Annotated in this window: 18 protein-coding genes and 1 riboswitch; of the genes, 7 read left to right on the forward strand and 11 right to left on the reverse strand. The window is 39.4% G+C overall.

Annotated elements, in window-relative coordinates:
* Positions 1-9: 9 nt before the first annotated feature.
* Positions 10-1008 carry an inorganic phosphate transporter gene (locus ACYQ03_RS06175; protein ID WP_459908436.1) on the reverse strand — a complete coding sequence of 333 codons (999 nt, stop codon included), beginning with the start codon at positions 1006-1008 and terminating at the stop codon, positions 10-12.
* 15 nt (positions 1009-1023) lie between these two features.
* Positions 1024-1638 carry a DUF47 domain-containing protein gene (locus ACYQ03_RS06180; protein ID WP_459908438.1) on the reverse strand — a complete coding sequence of 205 codons (615 nt, stop codon included), beginning with the start codon at positions 1636-1638 and terminating at the stop codon, positions 1024-1026.
* 374 nt (positions 1639-2012) lie between these two features.
* On the opposite strand from ACYQ03_RS06180, the gene ACYQ03_RS06185 reads away from it, so the two are divergent.
* Positions 2013-2711 carry an RNA polymerase sporulation sigma factor SigK gene (locus ACYQ03_RS06185; protein WP_459908440.1) on the forward strand — a complete coding sequence of 233 codons (699 nt, stop codon included), beginning with the start codon at positions 2013-2015 and terminating at the stop codon, positions 2709-2711.
* A gap of 284 nt (positions 2712-2995) precedes the next feature.
* Here the strand turns inward: ACYQ03_RS06185 and ACYQ03_RS06190 are convergent, their stop codons facing one another.
* The 3 genes from ACYQ03_RS06190 to ACYQ03_RS06200 are packed head-to-tail and all read right to left on the reverse strand — an operon-like array spanning position 2996 to position 5540.
* Positions 2996-3838 (reverse strand): MetQ/NlpA family ABC transporter substrate-binding protein, encoded by an 843-nt coding sequence (locus tag ACYQ03_RS06190; RefSeq protein WP_459908442.1) that lies wholly within the window; start codon positions 3836-3838, stop codon positions 2996-2998.
* 12 nt (positions 3839-3850) lie between these two features.
* Positions 3851-4525: a methionine ABC transporter permease gene (locus ACYQ03_RS06195; RefSeq protein WP_459908444.1), complete on the reverse strand. Its 675-nt coding sequence runs from the start codon at positions 4523-4525 to the stop codon at positions 3851-3853.
* Positions 4515-5540: a methionine ABC transporter ATP-binding protein gene (locus ACYQ03_RS06200; protein WP_459908446.1), complete on the reverse strand. Its 1026-nt coding sequence runs from the start codon at positions 5538-5540 to the stop codon at positions 4515-4517. Before ACYQ03_RS06200 ends, ACYQ03_RS06195 begins: the two co-directional genes overlap by 11 nt.
* A gap of 104 nt (positions 5541-5644) precedes the next feature.
* A riboswitch (SAM riboswitch) is annotated at positions 5645-5755 on the reverse strand.
* 419 nt (positions 5756-6174) lie between these two features.
* On the opposite strand from ACYQ03_RS06200, the gene ACYQ03_RS06205 reads away from it, so the two are divergent.
* The gene (locus ACYQ03_RS06205) at positions 6175-6357 is read left to right on the forward strand and encodes a hypothetical protein (protein WP_459908448.1); all 183 of its coding nucleotides are present in this window, start codon (positions 6175-6177) and stop codon (positions 6355-6357) included.
* A 408-nt stretch (positions 6358-6765) separates the two neighbouring features.
* Here ACYQ03_RS06205 and ACYQ03_RS06210 read toward each other — a convergent pair whose 3' ends face one another.
* From ACYQ03_RS06210 to ACYQ03_RS06225, 4 genes are read right to left on the reverse strand one after another with little or no spacing between them, the layout of a single operon-like run.
* Positions 6766-7599: a metal ABC transporter permease gene (locus ACYQ03_RS06210; protein ID WP_459908450.1), complete on the reverse strand. Its 834-nt coding sequence runs from the start codon at positions 7597-7599 to the stop codon at positions 6766-6768.
* Positions 7580-8359 (reverse strand): metal ABC transporter ATP-binding protein, encoded by a 780-nt coding sequence (locus ACYQ03_RS06215; RefSeq protein ID WP_459908452.1) that lies wholly within the window; start codon positions 8357-8359, stop codon positions 7580-7582. The genes ACYQ03_RS06210 and ACYQ03_RS06215 overlap by 20 nt, the downstream gene beginning before the upstream one ends.
* Before the next feature lies 1 nt (position 8360).
* Positions 8361-9299 carry a metal ABC transporter substrate-binding protein gene (locus tag ACYQ03_RS06220; RefSeq protein WP_459908454.1) on the reverse strand — a complete coding sequence of 313 codons (939 nt, stop codon included), beginning with the start codon at positions 9297-9299 and terminating at the stop codon, positions 8361-8363.
* Between the two features lie 12 nt (positions 9300-9311).
* Positions 9312-9731: a Fur family transcriptional regulator gene (locus tag ACYQ03_RS06225; RefSeq protein WP_459908456.1), complete on the reverse strand. Its 420-nt coding sequence runs from the start codon at positions 9729-9731 to the stop codon at positions 9312-9314.
* Between the two features lie 453 nt (positions 9732-10184).
* Here ACYQ03_RS06225 and ACYQ03_RS06230 point away from each other — a divergent pair, with 453 nt between their 5' ends.
* From ACYQ03_RS06230 to rnk, 4 genes are all read left to right on the forward strand, one after another.
* Positions 10185-11684: a DUF1538 domain-containing protein gene (locus ACYQ03_RS06230; protein WP_459908458.1), complete on the forward strand. Its 1500-nt coding sequence runs from the start codon at positions 10185-10187 to the stop codon at positions 11682-11684.
* Complete coding sequence (locus ACYQ03_RS06235; protein WP_459908460.1) at positions 11668-12333, forward strand: P-II family nitrogen regulator; 666 nt, start codon at positions 11668-11670, stop codon at positions 12331-12333. Before ACYQ03_RS06230 ends, ACYQ03_RS06235 begins: the two co-directional genes overlap by 17 nt.
* Before the next feature lie 431 nt (positions 12334-12764).
* Positions 12765-14210 carry a cardiolipin synthase gene (cls, locus tag ACYQ03_RS06240; RefSeq protein WP_459908462.1) on the forward strand — a complete coding sequence of 482 codons (1446 nt, stop codon included), beginning with the start codon at positions 12765-12767 and terminating at the stop codon, positions 14208-14210.
* A 239-nt stretch (positions 14211-14449) separates the two neighbouring features.
* Complete coding sequence (gene rnk, locus ACYQ03_RS06245; protein ID WP_459908464.1) at positions 14450-14872, forward strand: nucleoside diphosphate kinase regulator; 423 nt, start codon at positions 14450-14452, stop codon at positions 14870-14872.
* On the opposite strand, the gene ACYQ03_RS06250 is transcribed toward rnk, so the two are convergent.
* Together ACYQ03_RS06250 and ACYQ03_RS06255 are read right to left on the reverse strand one after the other, a co-directional pair.
* The gene (locus ACYQ03_RS06250) at positions 14867-15301 is read right to left on the reverse strand and encodes a GreA/GreB family elongation factor (RefSeq protein ID WP_459908466.1); all 435 of its coding nucleotides are present in this window, start codon (positions 15299-15301) and stop codon (positions 14867-14869) included. The genes rnk and ACYQ03_RS06250 overlap by 6 nt on opposite strands.
* A gap of 126 nt (positions 15302-15427) precedes the next feature.
* Positions 15428-16084 carry a B3/B4 domain-containing protein gene (locus tag ACYQ03_RS06255; protein WP_459908770.1) on the reverse strand — a complete coding sequence of 219 codons (657 nt, stop codon included), beginning with the start codon at positions 16082-16084 and terminating at the stop codon, positions 15428-15430.
* Positions 16085-16413: 329 nt separating this feature from the next.
* Between ACYQ03_RS06255 and ACYQ03_RS06260 the strand changes: the two genes are divergently transcribed.
* A complete protein-coding gene (locus ACYQ03_RS06260; protein WP_459908468.1) occupies positions 16414-20643 on the forward strand; it encodes an acyl-CoA dehydratase activase-related protein in 4230 nt (1409 codons plus the stop codon).
* Positions 20644-20657: the final 14 nt, after the last annotated feature.

Genomic DNA, 20657 nt, shown 5'->3' on the forward strand with positions numbered 1-20657 from the left:
GTTTTTCTATTACAGAAACAATGCTCGTACAATTACAAAAGATATTGCGGCCAGTACCATTGTAACGGGTAAGGTGATGATCCAAGCTGATACCATTGTTACTGCAGTACCCCATTTTACAGAGGAAAACCTTTTAGCTGAACCAACACCCATAATGGACGAACTAATAACGTGAGTGGTGGAGACAGGAAGTTTAATCAGGGTAGCACCAGTAATAACTAAAGCAGAGGTTAGGTCAGCAGCAAAACCACTGGCTGGCTCTAATTTAATAATCTTTGAACCAACGGTTTTAATGATACGCCAACCGCCCACGGAAGTTCCCAGTGCCATTGCCATTGCGGCAGATATTTTTACCCAGAGAGCTACATCTAGGCTCTCCTGGAAGCCTCCTGCCACCAAGGCAAAGGTGATTATACCCATTGTTTTCTGAGCGTCGTTGGTACCGTGACTGAAAGCTTGAAAAGCTGCTGTAAAAATCTGTAGAAACCGAAACTTGGAATTCATTTTATGGGGTGAAACATTAGCGAATATAATGCGGATAATCGTCATAATGATATAGCCAACGGTAAAAGCAAGTAAGGGAGATAAAATAAGAGCTTCAATGATGGTTAAGAAACCCGATAGATTAACTGCACTAAATCCAGCTGATGCAATAACCGCACCTGCTAATGAACCAATCAAAGCGTGAGAGGAACTGCTGGGAATACCATAATACCAGGTTAGCAAGTTCCAAATAATCGCTGCTATTAAGGCAGCGGCTACCACATAAACCCCATTTTCAAGATTAGCGGGGTTGGCTACACTGCCACCTACAGTTTTTGCAACACCGGTAAAAGTAAGGGCTCCTAGTAAATTCATACAAGCAGCTAAAACTATAGCAACTCTAGGTTTTATTGCTTTGGTGGAAATAGATGTAGCGATGGCGTTTGCAGTGTCGTGGAACCCATTAATAAAGTCAAAGCTTAAAGCTAAAATTACAACCGCAATAATGACAATCTGTTGGTCCATATTCCGCCTTCCTTATTAGGAATTTCGCATGAGAATGCTCTCAAGAATGTTTGCCACGTCTTCACAGGCATCGGTAACTTCTTCTAGCATCTCGTAAATCTGCTTGTACTTAACAAATTCAATGGCATCGGTGCAGGAGGAAACCAGTTCTCGTAAGCTGTTGTTAAAAAGATCGTCTGCCTCATTCTCCAGTTCATTAATTCGTACAGCGTGGGCGCGAATGTCCAAAAACTTTTTGGTAACTAGTTTATCAATAGCTAGTTCAACTTCCTTGCATTGTTCCAAGATAATTTCCGTGTTTCGCTTAATAAAGATGTTAATATCTTTAATGTCATAGATATCCATACGAATATACGTTGCTTCTATGCCATCCAAGATATCATCCATTTTAACTGCCAGATTCATGATGTCTTCACGTTCCAGAGGAGTTATAAAGGTTTTATTCAGTTCCTTATATATGGAATGGGTGTAGCGATCACCTTTTTTTTCCATATCTTGAATATCTGTTAACCCTTTTTTTTCACTTCCTGGTTTGTGTAATTCTGTGCAAAATTCCTCAGCAGCTAAGGTGATATTTTTTGCAATGGCTTGAAAGGTCTCAAAGAAAATATCTTTTTTCTTAAAAAACATACAGTCCCCCCCAAGGAGATAATTTTTAATCCTTGTCCATGAAAGAGTATACCATATACAATATAATAATGTTAAAAATTTGAAAGACTTAAAGAAAAATTAACAATCAAGTGAAAAACAGTGCATATTCCTATTAGAACTTTGCTAAATATGCCCTATGTAAAAGAGTTGAGCATTAATGGTAACAACATATGACTATATTCTCTTCATAAAAACCTCCTCTATTCGACATAATTTATATTCTGTTCCATGAATTCATTAAAAAATCCTTCGCCAGAACTTTCTAACTACTTTTTTTATTTATACAAGCACTTTTTGAGAGTTTCCCTCGTAGCATAAAGTAGATAACTATTTTTGTTACGGAGGGATGCTGATTGACCGCAGGTATCATTACCTTAATAGCCCTTTCGGTTTTGAATGGTATTGCGTTTTTGGTTTCCTATATTTCATCTGGCAGTTTGCCCGATCCTTTATCCCCTGAGGAAGAGAGGGAATGGTTATTGAGGTTAGCTAAAGGAGATAAATTAGCTAAAACTGTGCTTATTGAAAGGAATCTAAGGTTAGTTGCTAAAATAGCCAATAAAATGAAAGACAACGGAGTTGATAAACAGGATCTTTTCCAGATTGGGGTAATAGGTTTAATTAAAGGTGTAGATACCTTTGACGTAAATAAGTCTAGAAAATTTTCAACCTATGCAGGGGTTTGTATTCAAAATGAAATGCTGATGGTATTACGTAAGCAGAAGACAATCAGAAATACTATCTCTATTTCAGAACCCCTGGATTACGATAAAGATGGTGGCCTTTTAGAATTGCAGGATACCCTAATGAACGACGAGATCCCAGTGGATGAGAGGGTGGAAACAAATCTAGAAGTGGAGAGGCTGGAAAAGGCACTAAAAAAGCTATCCCCCAGAGAACAGGCCGTGATCAAATTGAGATATGGCTTAGAGGGTGGCAAGGAATATACCCAACGGGAGGTGGGACAGCAGTTGGCCATTTCTCGATCCTTTATTTCTCGCATCGAAAGCAGCTCCATAAACAAGCTGTATAAAGAAATGTCCCATCCGTAGGTTATAGCCATTAGCCATTAGCTGTTAGTTGTTAGCTGTTAGTTATTAGAGTTAAGTTCCCTCTTTGAGGGGATGTCACGTTAGTGACGGGAGAGTAAGCATACTTCGATGGTGAGCTCCTTCCGGCAGCTACGCTGCCACCTTCCTCAGGGAGGAAGGTTAAAAGCCACGGCCCAAGGCACGTATCCCATAAAACAGACGAAAGGCTAAAGGATAACAACTGGACCCCAAAGGAATACCCATAAAAAAGAGGGCCCCCTCTCGGGAGCCCTCTTTTTTATGGGTTAAAATGTAGCTACAACGGCACCTTTGTAATTATCTTCGATGAATTTCTTAACTTCAGCACTCTTAAGTGCTTCGGTCAGTTTTTTGATCTCTTCACGGTTTTCGTCACCCTTACGGATGGCTAAAATATTACCGAAGGTATCGGCAGCTTCAGATTGAGCATCTTCAGCCACCAGGGCGTCGGTGGGAACAAAGTTGGCTTGTACAGCAAAGTTACCGTTGATCACAGCACCAGCCAGGTCATCGACGGAGCGGGGCAGTTGAGCAGCTTCCAATTCAACAACTTCTACTTTCTTCTCTACGATATCCCGCACTGTGGCAGTGATACCAACTCCTTCTTTAAGCTTCAGCAGACCAGCTTTCTCTAAAACTGCTAGGGCTCTACCACCGTTGGTGGGGTCGTTGGGAATACCAATTTTGTCGCCTTCTTTAAACTCACTGACAGCTTTTAGTTTCTTGGAGAAAAGACCCATTGGCTCAAAGTGAATTTTGGCAGTATAGCTCAGCTCCAGACCCTTTTGCTTATTGAATTCTTCTAAATAGGGTAGGTGCTGGAAGTAGTTGGCATCCAACTGCTTGTCATTGAGGGCTAGGTTGGGTTGTACATAATCGTTAAACTCTACGATTTCTAGTTGAATACCGTCTTTTTCTAAGATGGGTTTAACAATTTTTAAAATTTCTGCATGGGGTACTGGGGTAGCACCAACCTTTAAAACCTTAGCTTCATTGCTGGCGTTACTACCGGCAGTATCCTGTTGTTCCTTTTTTTCGCCACCGCAGCCAACTAACACTAGGCTTAAGGACAGCAAGCAGGTAACCAGTAAAGCTAATTTCTTTTTCATGGAAACTCCTCCTTAGTTTTTGTTAAATTTTTCGGCAAGTATATTGCCAAGGGTTTGCATTATTTGCACCATAACGATTAGAATGACCACGGTGGTTACCATTATCACTGAATCAAAACGCATATAGCCGTAACGTACCGCCAGGTCCCCTAGGCCACCTCCTCCCACGACACCAGCCATTGCGGAGTAACCTACCACGGCGATGGCTGTAATGGTCGTACCTAAAATAATACCGGGTAGGGCCTCGGGCAATAGTACCTTACGAATAATCTGCCAGGTATTGGCACCCATTGCCAGAGAAGCCTCTATCACACCCCAGTTTACTTCCTTTAAAGAAGTTTCCACCATTCTGGCCACAAAGGGAGCTGAGGCAACGGTGAGGGGGACAATGGCCGCAGTGGTTCCAATAGTAGTGCCTACAACAAAACGAGTAAAGGGGACCAGTGCCAGTAGTAAGATAATGAAGGGATAGGAACGAAAGATGTTCACAATTGATCCCAAAACCCGGTTCAGCAACAAATTCTCTTTAATATGGCCCTTATCAGTAATGACTAAAATTATTCCTAAGGGAATACCTAATACCGAAGCCAGTATAACAGATACCATTGTCATATAAAGAGTTTCCCAAGTGGCCTTGATTAACTCTGGGGATAGGTTGGCTAGGTGGGAGAGAATTTCATTGGACATTCTTTAACACCTCGATTCTTAAGCCTTGTCTTCGTAAATATTCCACTGCCTTTTCGCAGTTGACTTTGGGCCCTAGACATTCAATAATTAACATGCCAAAGGGAGTATCTTGGATCTGGTCAATGTTGCCATAAAGAATGTTTACATCCACATCATATTGCTTAGCTAAAGTTGAAATCACAGGTTCATCCGTAGAGTCTCCAATAAAAGAAATCCTGATAATTTGACCCTCATCCTTTTGAAGCAGACGCTGCTTAATTTTTTCCGGGACATCTGTATTAATGATTGTTTGGACAAAGCGACGCGTAGTGGGGTGTTGGGGTTGGGTGAAAACATCAATGACTAAACCTTCTTCAATAATTTTCCCCTTTTCAATTACTGCTACAGAATCGCATATTTCAGAGATTACTTTCATTTCGTGTGTAATCATCAAAATGGTTAGATCCAATTGGCGGTTTATATCTTTTAACAACTCTAATATAGAGCTGGTGGTGGCAGGGTCTAGGGCAGAGGTAGCTTCATCGCACAGTAGTACAATGGGGTCATTGGCCAAGGCCCGGGCGATGCCTACCCTTTGTTTTTGACCACCGGATAACTGGCTAGGGTAAGCGTTAGCTTTATCGGCTAGTCCCACTAGATCTAACAACTTCGTAACCTTAGCCTGGATTTCCTGATTGTTTACACCACTAATCTCCAGAGGGAAAGCGATGTTTTCAAATACAGTACGTGAGGATAATAGATTAAAATGCTGAAAAATCATGCCGATTTTTTGGCGGCTGGATCTTAGCTGTGTTTCACTTAATTCGGTCATTTCCTGACTATTTACTTTAATACTACCTGATGTGGGTTTTTCCAGCATATTTACGCAACGGATCAATGTGCTCTTACCTGCTCCACTAAAACCTATGATACCGTATATTTCGCCTTTACGAACTCTTAAACTTACACTGTCTAGGGCTTTAACATCTCCAGCATTGGAATGATAAACCTTGGTTAGGTCTTTAATTTCTATCAAGTATATCAACCTTCCTTAGATTGCTTGATCTAGTATAGCTCCGTCTAAATTAATGAGGCCTCTTCTGGTCAGACCAGAAGAGGCCATAATATGCTTATGCCCCCTCCTTATCTTTCAGAAGATTGTTCTTCTGCAGGAATTAGCACCTTTCTTAGATAAAATAAGAAGGTTGCCGGGCGTCTCAGGGCCAGTCCCTCAGCCTCTCTGGATAAGAAGAATTGCTATTAAATTGACTAATGTAGATTTTATGCCATATATTTGATTTTGTCAATCAATATTTTATTTTGCTTAAAAGTGTAAATCTGAAAAGTTTTAGCAAGAATGAATACGATCAAAAGGAGAACAATAAAGATGAGTTCAATATAAAAAGGAGGGGTTGCTGTGAGCCGCAGATTAAAGTCCAGGGATAATGGAAAACATAAGCAAGTTCCCAGGTATTCTAAGGATCGCAAGACTGTAAAACCTCCTCCGGACAATAGTGTTGGGGTTACCTATATCTAAAAAAAAATGGCCGGTATAACCGGTCATTTTTTTTTAGATATCAAGTGAAAGGAAGAACTTGTTCGGATCTGTAACTTTTCTTATTAGCTTTGAATATTTTGTCATACACCTAAAATACGAGGAAGTGAGAAAGATGCTCTCCCCCGATATGGATCCAAAGGAGTTAAACAGGTTATTACCTCTATTTACGAAGGAAGATCTGGAAGAACTTTTAAAAGAAATTGAAAACTTAATCCGTTACGAACAGGATATCAGGAGGTTAATGCGTTTGTTCGATAATCAAAAAATTGTAGAAGGTGCCATTGACCGTTATTAACAACTATCCACATTTACCCCAAAAACACCTGTGATAATTGTGGATAACTACGATAAAAGTGGATAACTCTGTGGATAACGTGTTTATTAATACTTAATAACTGTTCAAAAGAGCACCAATAAAGTATTTTATCAAGGAATAAACTATTAAGATAAGGAAAAAATAAAACTCACATAATCTACGCAATGAATTTCTCTGCCTAGGCAGAGACTTTTTTTTATAAAAGAATACTCATAATGTTTTAGATTATTTAATACTGGTTAGGATTATAACGATCCTTGAAGTCTGCAGGGATTAACTTTCAGAGACCTTAACCAGATTGGTTAAGGTTTCTATTTTTTACAAGACTATTAAGGCTTAGGAAGCCTGTTCTGATAAAAAAACAAGGGTTAACCTTACCCTTGTTTTTTACTGTGAAACAACTCCTTTGTGGATGGCCAATTTACGACTAAGCTGCTGATATGTTAGTGTTCCAACCAATAGGATGACTGAAGTCATGACAATGGCACCTCCGGGTGCCAGATTCAAGTAAAAGGAGGCTAAGATACCGATGAGAATGGCGGTTTCTCCGAATAAAATTGACAACATCATGGCACCCCGGAAACTGTTGGCCAGACGCATAGCTGTAGCAACGGGCAATACCATTAAGGAGGACACTAAGAGGATGCCCACCACTCGGATAGATAGGGCAATGGTGACAGCGGTCATGATGGTAAAACAAATACTGATGCTATCCACCGGGATACCACTAACCCTAGCATGCTCCTCATCAAAGGAAATAGCAAATAACTCCTTTTTTAACATATTTATTAAAAGTAGAATGGTGATGCCCAGCAAAGAAATAATTTTTAAGTCATTGGCACTGATAGCTACAATACTGCCAAAAAGGTAACTCATAAAATTGGCGCTATAACCCTTGCCTAAATCTAAAATGATAGCACCGATAGCTACTCCAGCCGAAAGAAGAATGGCAATGGAAATTTCTGAATAGCCACGATAAACCTTACGCAGTCTCTCAAGTAATAGCCCACCCCCAGCGGCGAAGAGGGCAGCACTTAACACCGGGTGAATTCCTAGCGTCATACCTGCCGCCACACCAGAAAGGCAAACATGGGATAACGCATCGGATATCATAGACATTCTTCGCAGGGCTATGAATAAACCAACCGCGGGACAGATGAGGCCTACTAATATACCAGCCAACAGTGCTCGCTGCATGAACTCATATTGTAAGATTTCCATAACACGGCTCCTTTGTATTGGCAGGTTGCCTATTAATACGTCGACTGCAGTGTTCCAGTTGATTCCCTGGATCGTTATACTTATGACATGAACAACTGCAGATGTGTTTATCCAGGCAAACCTGATGAGTGATCAGGGATGCTAAACCCTCTAACTCATGGGATACAATTAGCATGGTCATATCTTGCTGAAGACTTAGTTCCTTTAACAACCGGTACATAGAATCAAGTGCTTGGCTATCTACGCCGGTGTTGGGTTCATCCAGAATTAAGAGATCAGGTTGAGAGACCAATGCCCTAGCCAGTAAAATTCTTTGCTGTTGCCCACCAGAAAGGGTACCCACCGGGTGGTCTGCGAACTCTAGCATACCAACCTGTTCCAGAACCTGATCAACCAGAAGTTGGTCTGGTTTTAGCAAGGGGTGGAACAGACCCCGCCGAGGAACCCTTCCAGATCGTATTACTTCCCGGGCGGTAGCCGGAAATTGACTGTTAAAACTGGTGGCCTTTTGGGCTAAATAACCAATGCGATAGCGTTCCTTTACTTTATGGGCTTCGGTACCAAAGAGTTTGATGGAACCGGAAGTGGGTTTTAGCTGACCTAGCACCAGCTTTAAGAGGGTGGATTTACCGGAACCGTTAGGCCCAGTAATGGCCACCACATCTCCGGCGGCAATACTAAGATTAATGTTATTTAAAATAAGATGGCAACCATAGGTAAAATTTAAGCCTTCAATTTTAATGATATCTTCCTTACTCATTTTATTCAGCTCCCAGAGCAATTTTTAGATTCTTAAGGTTTTGTCTCATAACAGAAAGGTAATTTTCACCGGCTGCCAATTCTTCTTCCGACAACCCCTCCAGGGGATTCAGCACCAGTGTGTCTGCCTTTAACTCGCTGGCCAGGGTTTCTGAGACTTTGGGGTTAACCAGGGTTTCGAAAAAGATGGTATCAATGTTCTTTTTTCGGGCCAGTTCTATAATGGCAGCCATATCAGCGGGGCTAGGTTCGGTTTCCGCTGAAAGCCCACGGGCTGGAATCTCTATCAAACCATAGCGCTGGGCCAAGTAGCCGAAGGCGGCGTGGGAGGTAATAAATTCTTTGGTCTTGGCCTTGCCTAAGTTATCTTGATATTCTAAGTGTAGTTTATCCAACTCCTGTTGAAATTGGATTGCGTTGGTTTGATAATATGATTTATTCTCGGTATCAATCTTAGCTAGACCAGTAAAAATTTCCTCTACCATTATTTTGGCATTTAATGGGTCAAGCCAAACGTGGGGGTCGCCGGCCTGATGATGTTTCTGGGAATCGGTATGGGAAGTACTTCCTTCTATTAATTTAATGCTTTTACCAGCATGGATTACGGTCAACTTTTTACTATCTAGAGTATTAATTATTTTATCGCCCCAGTGTTCTACACCGGTGCCACTAAGGATGATGATGTCTGCTTTGGTCAGTTTAGCAAGGTCCTGGGGACTGGGTTCCCAATCATGGGGTTCTGACCCCGGAGGGACAATGTTTTCCACCGTCACTTTATCACCGCCCACTCGCTTGGCAAAATCATAAAGAGGGTAGATACTGGTGTATACTTTCAGGGTATCACTTGCAGGATTTTGTTGCTTTTTATCATTTGCATCGCAGCCAATGATTACGCCTGCCACCAATACAAATGCCAGCAAGCTCAATAGGATTCTTCTCACGATAAACCTCCTTTACTTTGTACACTTCTCACATAATCCGAAGATTTCAAAGGAATGACTCTGTATTTTAAATTTATTTACTTTGTCCTGTTCTAAGAATTGTAATGGACAATATTGAATCTCCTGGGCATCCCCACAGCGAGTGCAAATTAAGTGGTGATGATGGGAGTGACTGGTTAATTCATAATGTACCCTTCGCTCGCCTAAATTCAATTCTCTTAAAATACCCAAGTCCCGCAGCATGCCAAGATTTCTGTAAACCGTATCAAGGCTAATAGTTGGAAAGCTTTTAACAATTTCCAAATGTATGTCTTCAGCACTCCGATGTTTGTTCGTTGTGCCCAAAAAGCTGCTGAGAATGGCCTGCCTTTGGGGGGTTACCTTGATACCTTTTTCCTTTAGCTGTTGTATCAATGGTTGTAGTTCCTGCAAGACGTCACCTTCTTAAATAGGAATATTTCTTATCTACTATAGATTATTATAACCAAAACAGAAATATGTCAACGGTTTTAGGAAAAAAATCAGGAAAAACGGAAAATTAAATTAATTTATATAAAACTGGCACTAGAAAAATTTCTTAATTATAGAAGAAACAAAGGATGATGTATGCCTATTGTTTTAAAGGGTTAGACGAAGAGAGGTTATGATTGGGTATCCTGAGTTATACGGGGACCAGTTGAAAGGACTTTCTTGGTTAATGTCATTGAAAAATAAGGATAGTTCTTTATCTTAATTAGTAATGCTGGTTTGTTTTAACTAACAATCTTATATGTATATAAAGTTGTTGGATGTGTTAGGGAATTATGTTACAATTAATTATAGCGAAATACAATGTGTAGTGCATTGCAGATGACAATTAACATAATGAAAGGCAGGGAATCATATTTGGGCATTCTTATTGAAAAATTTAAAGAAACTTTATTTGCTGTACTTCCAATCACAATAATAGTATTAATAATGAATTTTACAATTATTCCTCTGGAAACATATCTAATATTTAAATTCCTAATTGGTGCCATATTAATAGTAGTAGGACTCTCAATATTTTTGTTTGGTGTAGATATAGGAGTAACTCCGATAGGTAATTTAATGGGAGGAACCCTTGTTAAAAGCAATAAACTGTGGATTATAGGTATTTCGGGCTTACTGTTAGGCTTTTTTATATCAATTGCTGAACCCGATTTGCATATTCTTGCTGGGCAAGTTAGTAATGTGACATCAGGGGTTATATCTAAGTTTGCTATTGTAGTTATTGTTTCCATAGGAATTGCAGTAATGTTATCCGCTGGTTTATTAAGAATAGTTTATAATAAATCATTACGTAAAATGTTAACTGTAACTTATTTAATTATTTTTTTATTTGCTTTATTTACATCTTCTGAGTTTTTAGCAATATCCTTTGATGCTTCGGGAGCTACTACTGGGGCAATGACTGTTCCCTTTATATTAGCCCTGGCATTAGGGGTATCTTCGTTGAAAAAAAATGGAAAGGCATCTGAAGAAGATAGTTTCGGTTTAGTAGCAATAGCATCTGCGGGAGCCATTTTATCAGTAATCATTATGAGCATTATTTCAAAAACTGATAAAATTTCTGGAGGTCTTGATAATGTCAAGTCAAGCTCAACAGCCATTCTAAAACCTTTTATGGAAAAAGCACCGACTATGATGTTTGAAGTTTTTTTAGCTTTATTCCCGTTGTTATTGATATTTATTATTTTTAATAAGATTTCGTTTAAGCTTTCTAAGAAAGCCTATAGAAAGATCCTTAAAGGTCTTTTATATTCCTTTATTGGATTGGTAACATTTTTAACAGGTGTAAATGCAGGATTTATGGAAGTTGGAAGCGTAGTAGGATATAGTCTTGCTTCCCTTGATAATAACTGGACGATTATCCTTGTCGGGTTTATTCTCGGGTTAGTTGTCATCTTGGCTGAACCGGCTGTATATGTGCTAACTAATCAGATAGAAACGGTGACCAGTGGCCATATTAAAAGGAAAATAGTGGTTTTTTCGCTCTCTATTGGAGTTGCATTTGCAGTGGCCTTGTCTATGTTAAGAATAGTTGTGCCAGAAATACAATTATGGCATTTTCTTTTACCCGGATACCTAATATCTCTTGTATTGTCTTACCTTGTACCGAGATTATTCGTTGGTATAGCCTTTGATTCCGGAGGAGTTGCTTCTGGTCCTATGACTGCAACCTTTATACTAGCTTTTGCCCATGGTGCCGCAGAAGCCATTGAGGGAGCTAACGTATTAATTGATGGATTTGGAATAATTGCCATGGTAGCTTTAACTCCAATAATTGCTTTACAAGTTTTAGGTTTAATTTTTCAAATTAAAGCTAAAAAAGGAGGATTAGAAGCTAATGGAAAATGTATATAATAAAAAAAGATATGAGCTACTTTGTGTAATCGTAAATTATGGGTTGGGAAGTAAAGTAATTAAAACTGCTAAAGAAAACGGAATATCAGGATGTACAGTTTTTTTAGGCAAAGGAACCATTAAGAGTCATATATTGGAGCTTTTAGGTCTTAATGATACCAGGAAAGAAATAGTTTTTATGATTACCGACTCAAATTCTTCCCACGAAGCATTTAAAGCACTAAATAAAAAATTTAAATTTGAAAAACATAATCACGGCATAGTTTTTTCAACTTCTGTTTCGAACCTATTAGGAGTTAGAAATTGTATATATGAAAAAAATACCGAAAGTAGAGGTGTGGAAGATACTATGTATAATGCTATTTTCACAGTTGTAGATAGAGGTAAGGCAGAACAAGTGATTGATGCAGCGGTTTCAGCCGGTTCTAAGGGAGGCACTATAATTAATGCCAGAGGTTCTGGAATTCATGAAACCAACATGCTATTTTCTATGGTAATAGAACCGGAAAAGGAAATCGTCATGATATTATCTGAGAAAAACCTTACAGATGCTATTGTTCTTTCAATTAGAGATGCTCTGAAAATTGATGAACCTGGAATGGGGATAATGTTTATACTAGATATTAATAAAGCTTATGGGTTAGTTTAAAGCAATACAAAAAGCAGGTGCTCGTAAAGCACTTGCTTTTTTATTTAATAATCCTGTGAAACAATATCAAAAATAAGGGAAGGGGGGTATATTATAGGTGATGAGTGCGTCACATTACTCCTAAAAAACCCTCCTCTTAGCTGAGGTTTTTTAGGTTCCAAATGAATTGGCATATTAATTGCTTAATATAAAGGCATAATACTGAAAGACTAGTTTTCCAAGTATAATTGTTGCGAAGTCGAAATAAACCGTTCTATTTTGATACAAAGTGTTTCATTTTTTATATATAGTTTTGTGGGAGTCGCGCCTGCTTATCGCACTCCAATTTTTTTTGCCTTTTTTGTCAAACTATAATGATATTTCATTTGCTCTGCATTGAACCATTGGGTAGAATAGATTCTAAAGATTATCAAGGTATGCTGGGGGCACAAATGGAGATTTTCGAGCATTTCTATACCATGTTGTCCATTATTAATATTTTTTTGGCTGGCACTATTATCTTCTTGGAAAGAAGAAATGTTACAGCTACCTGGGCATGGCTAATTGTCTTGCTTTTTTTACCGATCTTGGGCTTTGTCCTGTATATTATGTTAGGGCAAAACTTAAGTAAGAGGAAAATCTACAGATTTAGAAAAGAAGAGAAAACAATGGTCGAGCAGATGGTCAATCACCAAAAACATCTCCTAAAGGGGGGGGCGGTGCGGTATCACGATCCCGCAATGGTGGACTATCAGGATATGATCTATATGAATCTGACCAGCAATAACTCTCCCTTTACCCAGGATAATGAAGTGGAAATCTTTACCGACGGCAAGAGCAAGTTCACTTCACTGATTAAGTCTATCAAAGAGGCTAAGGATCATATTCACTTGTTGTATTATATTGTGAGAAATGACGAATTAAGTCAACACCTGGTACAGGTTTTGGCCCAAAGAGCCCGGGAAGGGGTGCAGGTGCGTTTTCTGTACGATGCCATTGGTTTTGTTGGTATGTCCAAAAAAATCTGGCGCCCTTTATTAGAGGCCGGCGGAGAGGTGGCCTCCTTTTTCCCCTCTTTCATTCCCTATGTTAATATCAGGTTGAATTACCGAAATCACCGAAAACTGGTTGTGATTGACGGCCATACTGGTTATATTGGCGGCTTTAATATTGGTAATGAATATTTGGGCTTGGACCCCCAACTTGGTTTTTGGCGAGATACCCACCTAAAGGTGAGTGGCAGTGCAGTGCAAATTATGCAAGCCAACTTTTTTTTAGATTGGAACTTGTCTGCAAAGTGTCCCATAAACTATGAAAGACGGTATTTTCCTACGGTAGATGGCCAGGGAAATGTGGGAATGCAGATTGTTTCCAGCGGTCCTGTTAACAACCTGGAACCCATAAGAAATGGTTATTTGAAAATGATTTATGAGGCCAATGAATTTATCTACTTGCAAACTCCCTATTTTGTGCCAGATGATAGTATGTTAACTGCATTACGAATGGCTGCCTTATCTGGCATTGATGTACGAATCATGATTCCCGGAAGACCAGACCACCTCTTACCCTATTGGGCAAGTCGCTCTTATATTGGCGATTTGTTAGAGAGTGGGGTTAAGTGTTATATTTATGGGGATGGTTTTCTTCATGCTAAAACCATTGTGGTAGATGGAAAGATCGCTTCGGTGGGTTCGGCTAATACCGATATCCGAAGTTTCAAGCTGAATTTTGAGGTTAATGCTTTTATTTTTGATACAGTAACGGCCATGAAACTACAGAATGTTTTTTTAGAGGACATCGAAAAGTGCAGTGAAATGACCATAGCAACATATAGGTGTCGTCCCGTCACTTCGAAATTTGTGGAGTCACTGAGTAGATTGCTTTCGCCTATTTTATAAGGGACAAGTTTAATAGTTTATCTGGCTAACCTCTTTAATTATTTATTTATAACATGTATAATATAGGTAACTATTCCATAATGTACAAGATAAGGCGGCTATCTCCTCGGAGAAAGTCGCCGTATATTTTATTTGCATATCGGAAAATTTATAACTTTCCAATCTGCAAAAGCGAAACCAAGGCCTGCGCCATCGTTAGCCAAATTTTTCTAATAATTTATTTATGGGAGGGAACGACTATGGAAAGCGTGAGGAAAATTTATATGACCAATGTAGACAAGGAAAGATTACAAAAACTCATAGCTAAGGAAAAAGAAGTACGTTGGAACATGGGTAAGGAATATCTAAGTGGTCTAGAGCGGGAATTGGAACGTGCCCTCTTAGTATCTTCCCAGGAAGTTCCTCCGAGTGTCATTACCATGAACTCAAAGGTACTATTAGAGGATTTAAGTACCGGCGAAGAGATGACCTATACATTGGTATATCCCGAGGAAGCTGATGTACTGGAAGATAAAATATCTGTGTTAGCACCGGTAGGGACAGCAATTCTTGGTTACCAAGTAGGTGATATACTTGACTGGCCGGTTCCGGATGGTATTGTGCGTCTAAGAGTAAAAGAGATCCTTTATCAACCGGAGGCCGCTGGTAATTTTGAACTATAGAATAATGGAGTCAATGCGGTAGCGAAGGAGACCCTGTGTTGTAGGATAGGTTATTTCGCTACCTACCTCTTTTAATACTAAAGCCATGCCAAAGGGTGAAAGGAAAGAAATATCATGTTCCTCTGTATTATACTGGGGTAGCACAAGCCGGACTATCTTTGAAGAATTATCGTCAAAACAACAAAGGTGTACTTTACTATTTACAATAACAATAGGTAGGAGGTTGTCAGAGCTGCTTGACACCTGAACCCGCCTAATTAGTGCATCCACTTGTATAATATAGTTTTCTATAAAGGAGTAATAATTTTCCCTCTCCGGAGATGCTGTCGGAAAATACTCCAGAAGGCTGGTTTTTTCCTCTTCAATATACACAATGTCATGGATCAGTCTTTCAAAGGCATCCCTCGTTAATAAAATCTTTTCTAGCATGATATGTTTCCTTATACGCTTTATATTTTTTATCCTATATCATCATTTTATCATCAATTTGCAACGTGTTTGTAAAGGGAAAGAAGAGGCTGCTATGGCTATAAATACCTCTGCCGAGGCAATTTATTATTGAACAATCTTAATATCTATTTCAGTTCCATCTGCGTAGGTTTGCAATAGTTCTTTGGCTAAAGCCAGGTATTCCGGGAGTTTGTTTGTTCCACTAAAGGAAATAATATTCATGAGGATTTTTGCGGTATCCATTGTGATCATAGCTCGTTCCGAATCACTGGTAGGGCTACCGAAGGGACCCTTGGAATCAGCGAAAATTGGCAGGTTTGCGATATTGATAAATTCCTTGCCAATGCCTTTGTATGTCTGTCCCTCTTTTCCTATGGTGAAAACAATAGGGGATTGTACCTGGTCTAGATCATAGGTGCCTACGGAATAATGGGATTTTAAAGAAACAAAATTATTAATATCTACAATGTTATTGATTTGATAAAGGCCTTTTCCCTGCAATACACGACGCATTAAAGCTTCAGAAGAAACTCTATAGCGACTGGGGCTTTTACCCAATTTCTTATAGGTTTCTCTTGCATCAATAATATTTGGCATCTGAGCTACTTGTTCTAATGCGGTGTTTTGATTAATTTGGTTACATAGTTTATCAATTTCGGCAGACAACGCTTGGTCATTTTCTTTTAATTTTACAGTTGCTTGTATACATCCAAGAGTCAAATTCGGACATACATCCTTTAATTCCTTTGAAATAGATATCATTAGCAAAAATTCATTACCTCCTAGATAGTTCCAGTGAATATAATTATTACAAAGTATATCAAAAAATCAAGACTGATAAAATTATGATCCTTCTTAAATAGGGCAGATTTTACGAAGTTGCTATTAATTTAAGAAGACATTCTTTCATTTTGGATTTATAATTAAGCTTTTAATTACAAAAAAAGGTACAAAAACTAGAATATTTAAGTTTTTTTTGATAGGATCATAGTAGAGTGGGCTAAAGTACAAAGGCACCTAATATGTTCTAATAGAAGGGTAATAACCATTTTATATTGCTTACAATATGATGAGCTTTGGAGGAATAGAAAATGAGTAGAGTTTTAAATGTTGGCCTCGATATTGGCTCTACTACCGTAAAGATGGTTATTTTGGACAAGAACAATAATATTGTCTATAAAAAATATTTACGGCATTTTTCTGATATAAAAAATACCGTTGCTTCTTTGTTTGAAGATGCCAGGTCCATCTTGCAAAGAAACTTATTAACCGTTATGATTACAGGTTCCGGTGGTTTTAACTTTTCTAAAAAGTTAGAAGTACCCTTTATTCAAGAGGTCATTGCCTGTGCCCATGCCATAAAAAATGTCATACCCAATACTGATTCAGCCATCGAACTGGGTGGTGAGGACGCTAAAGTTACCTATTTTGGCGAATCCATCGAGCAAAGAATGAATGGAACCTGTGCCGGTGGTACCGGGGCGTTTATTGATCAAATGGCAGCTTTACTGCAGACAGATGCTTCAGGATTAAATGAACTGGCAAAAAAACATAAAAGTATTTATCCCATTGCTTCAAGATGCGGTGTATTCGCCAAAACAGATATACAACCTCTATTAAATGAAGGGGCAGCCAAGGAAGACATTGCAGCATCTATCCTACAGGCAGTTGTCAATCAAACCATTGGTGGTTTGGCCCAGGGTAGGCCCATTCGTGGTAATGTTGCCTTTTTGGGTGGTCCATTGCATTTTATGTCAGAGTTAAGAAAAAGATTTGTTGAAACTCTAAAATTAGAAAAAAACAATATTATATTCCCCAATAACTCACACTTTTTTGTGGCACTGGGGGCAGCATTATCCTCCAGAGAAGTAGAACCACTACCCTTCGAATGTATACAAGAGAAGGCCCCCATCATTTGGAAGATGAACCCGGAAGACAGTGAAAAGCTAGAACCATTATTTGCCAATAAGCAAGAGTATCAAGAATTTACGGAAAGACATGCCCAACACCGGGTCAAAAGAGTAGACTTAGAGTGCTATCAAGGAAATGCCTATCTAGGCATTGATGCTGGGTCCACCACTACAAAGGTAGCATTGATTAGTGAAGATGGAAGTCTGCTCTACTCTCACTACGGTAGTAATAATGGCAACCCCTTAGAATCAACTATTGAAGCCTTAAAACATTTATATAGTAAGCTTAATGAAAATACGATCATTATAAATTCTGCAGTTACTGGCTATGGCGAGCATTTAATCAAAGCAGCGCTAAAAGTAGATATTGGGGAAATTGAGACCGTAGCCCACTATAAGGCAGCTGATTTTTTCTTACCTGGGGTCAATTTCGTGCTGGACATTGGCGGACAGGATATGAAAAGTTTAGTCATCCATGATGGTGCCATTGACTCCATTATGTTAAATGAAGCCTGTTCTTCGGGATGTGGATCCTTTATTGAAACCTTTGCAAACTCACTAAATATGGATGTGAAAGAGTTTGCCAAACTGGGCATTAAGTCCACCAACCCAGTGGATTTGGGGACCCGCTGTACAGTATTTATGAACTCTAAAGTTAAACAAGCCCAAAAGGAAGGGGCAGAGATAAGCGATATCTCAGCGGGAATTTCCCTTTCAGTAATTAAGAATGCCTTATTTAAGGTGATCAGATTAAGAAGTGCCGAGGATCTGGGAGATAAAATTGTTGTACAGGGAGGAACCTTCTACAACGATACAGTTCTACGTGCCCTAGAGAAAATTACAAATCGAGAGGTAGTGCGTCCAGATATTGCCGGCATCATGGGGGCCTTTGGTGCGGCCTTAATTGCCAGAGAACGCTATGAAACTGGCTATCAAACCTGCTTGCTCCAGGGCGAAGCCCTGCATGACTTTACAACAGAAACTTCTCTGAGGCGTTGTTCTCTATGCGGTAACCATTGCTTGATAACAATTAAACATTTTTCCAATGGTCAGGAGTTTTATTCTGGCAACCGTTGTGAGAAGGGTGCTGGGAAAGAAAAAAGCAATAATGACATCCCCAACCTCTATGATTATAAATATAAACGGGTATTCCATTTCAAACCCTTATCTGAACAGGAAGCCACCAGAGGGACCATTGGACTGCCTAGGGTACTAAATATGTACGAAGACTATCCCTTCTGGTTTACCTTTTTTAGTCAACTGGGTTATCGAGTGGTTATTTCTGGACGCTCCAACAAAAGAATATATGAATTAGGCATGGAAACCATACCCTCAGAATCAGTCTGTTACCCAGCTAAACTGGTGCATGGACATATTGTAGATTTGGTTAACAAAGGGGTTAAAAAAATTTTTTATCCCTGCATACCTTATAACATTCCAGAGGATCAAGGGGCTGATAATAAATATAATTGTCCCATTGTTACCTCTTACCCGGAAACCATTAATGCCAATATGGGCATTCTAAAAAATAACGATATTATTTTTTACCATCCTTTTTTGCCTATTGATATGCCTAATAGAATGGTTAAAAGATTAGTGGAAGAATTGGCACAGGAGGGTATTAGTAAGCATGAAATAACCAGAGCTGTCAAAATTGCCTATGCAGAATTGGCTAACTATAAAGAAGAGATAAGAAAAAAAGGTGAAGAAACCCTTGTATATATTGAAGAACATGGCATTAAGGGCATTGTCCTAGCGGGCAGACCCTACCATATTGACCCGGAAATTAATCATGGTATACCAGAAATGTTAAAGTCCTATGGTTTTGCTGTGATAACTGAAGATGCCATTCGGCATTTGGCAAAGATTGAAAGACCTTTACGGGTAGTGGATCAATGGGTCTATCATTCCAGGATGTATGCCGCTGCCACCTATGTAGCCAGACAGAAAAACTTAGAATTAATTCAACTAAATTCCTTTGGCTGTGGCTTAGATGCTGTAACCACCGATCAGGTACAAGAAATTTTAGCCGCCTACGGTAAGATTTATACTGTGCTCAAGATTGATGAAATAAACAACCTAGGAGCTGCTAGAATCCGTGTACGATCCCTAATTGCAGCCATCAAAGAAAGGGATAAAAGAAATTTTACACCGAAAAGGTTATTTACATACCCCAGTAGGGCGATCTTTACCGAGGAAATGAAGCAAACCCATACCATTTTAGCACCTCAGATGTCGCCCATTCATTTCCAATTTTTAAAAGTTGGCTTTGAAAAAGAAGGATATCAGATCGAAATTCTTCCCTCCGTGGATAAGTCAGCCATTGATGAAGGCTTACGTTATGTACATAACGATGCCTGTTATCCCACTATTATTGTGGTTGGTCAGTTAATGAAGGCATTAAGATCTGGTAAGTACGACTTAAATCATACCTCGGTCATTATGTCTCAAACTGGCGGCGGTTGCCGGGCCACAAACTATATTGCCATTATTCGCAAGGCATTAAGGGATGCAGGCATGGCACAGGTGCCGGTTATTTCCCTTTCTTCAGGTTTGGAGAAAAACCCCGGCTTTAAAGTTACCTTACCGATCTTTAATAATTTGATGATGGGGTTGGTTTATGGTGATCTTTTGATGAGGGTGCTCTACCGGGTGCGTCCCTATGAAAAGGTACCTGGTTCTGCTAATAGACTATATCTGCAATGGGTAGCTAAGTGTCAACAAGCCCTCAAGGATGGAGGAAGAAAAGAATTTAAGAAAAATATTTACCAGATTGTAAAGGATTTTGATAACCTACCAATCCATGAGGATTGGGTGAAGCCCAGAGTTGGTGTAGTAGGAGAAATATTAGTTAAATTCCACCCCACTGCCAACAACAATATTGTGGAATTGTTAGAGGCAGAGGGTGCCGAGGCAGTGGTACCGGACCTAATTGATTTCTTCTTATACTGTTCCTTCGACAATAAAATCAAATATCAGCTGATGTCCGGTACGCTAAGAAAAATGCTTTCGGGCATGTTTTCGATAAAAGTTATAGAATCCTATCGAACTGATATGAAAAAGGCTCTACAGACTAGCAAAAGATTTGAAGCACCTAAATCAATTCAAGAAATTGCCCGATATGCAGCCAAACACTTGTCATTATGCAATCAAACTGGCGAAGGCTGGTTTTTAACCGGCGAGATGGTGGAATTGATCAAAAGTGGCGTATATAACGTAGTTTGCCTACAGCCCTTCGCCTGCCTACCCAACCATATCACAGGTAAAGGCATGATCAAGGAACTGCGCAGGGCTTATCCTGCTGCCAATATTGCTCCCATCGACTTTGACCCGGGCGCCAGTGAAGTGAATCAACTAAACCGAATCAAACTGATGCTTTCGGTGGCAATGGAAGAAATAAACAAGAAATAAAGAAGCAAGGGGAA

It is taken from the genome of Desulfotomaculum defluvii, from assembly GCF_054657375.1.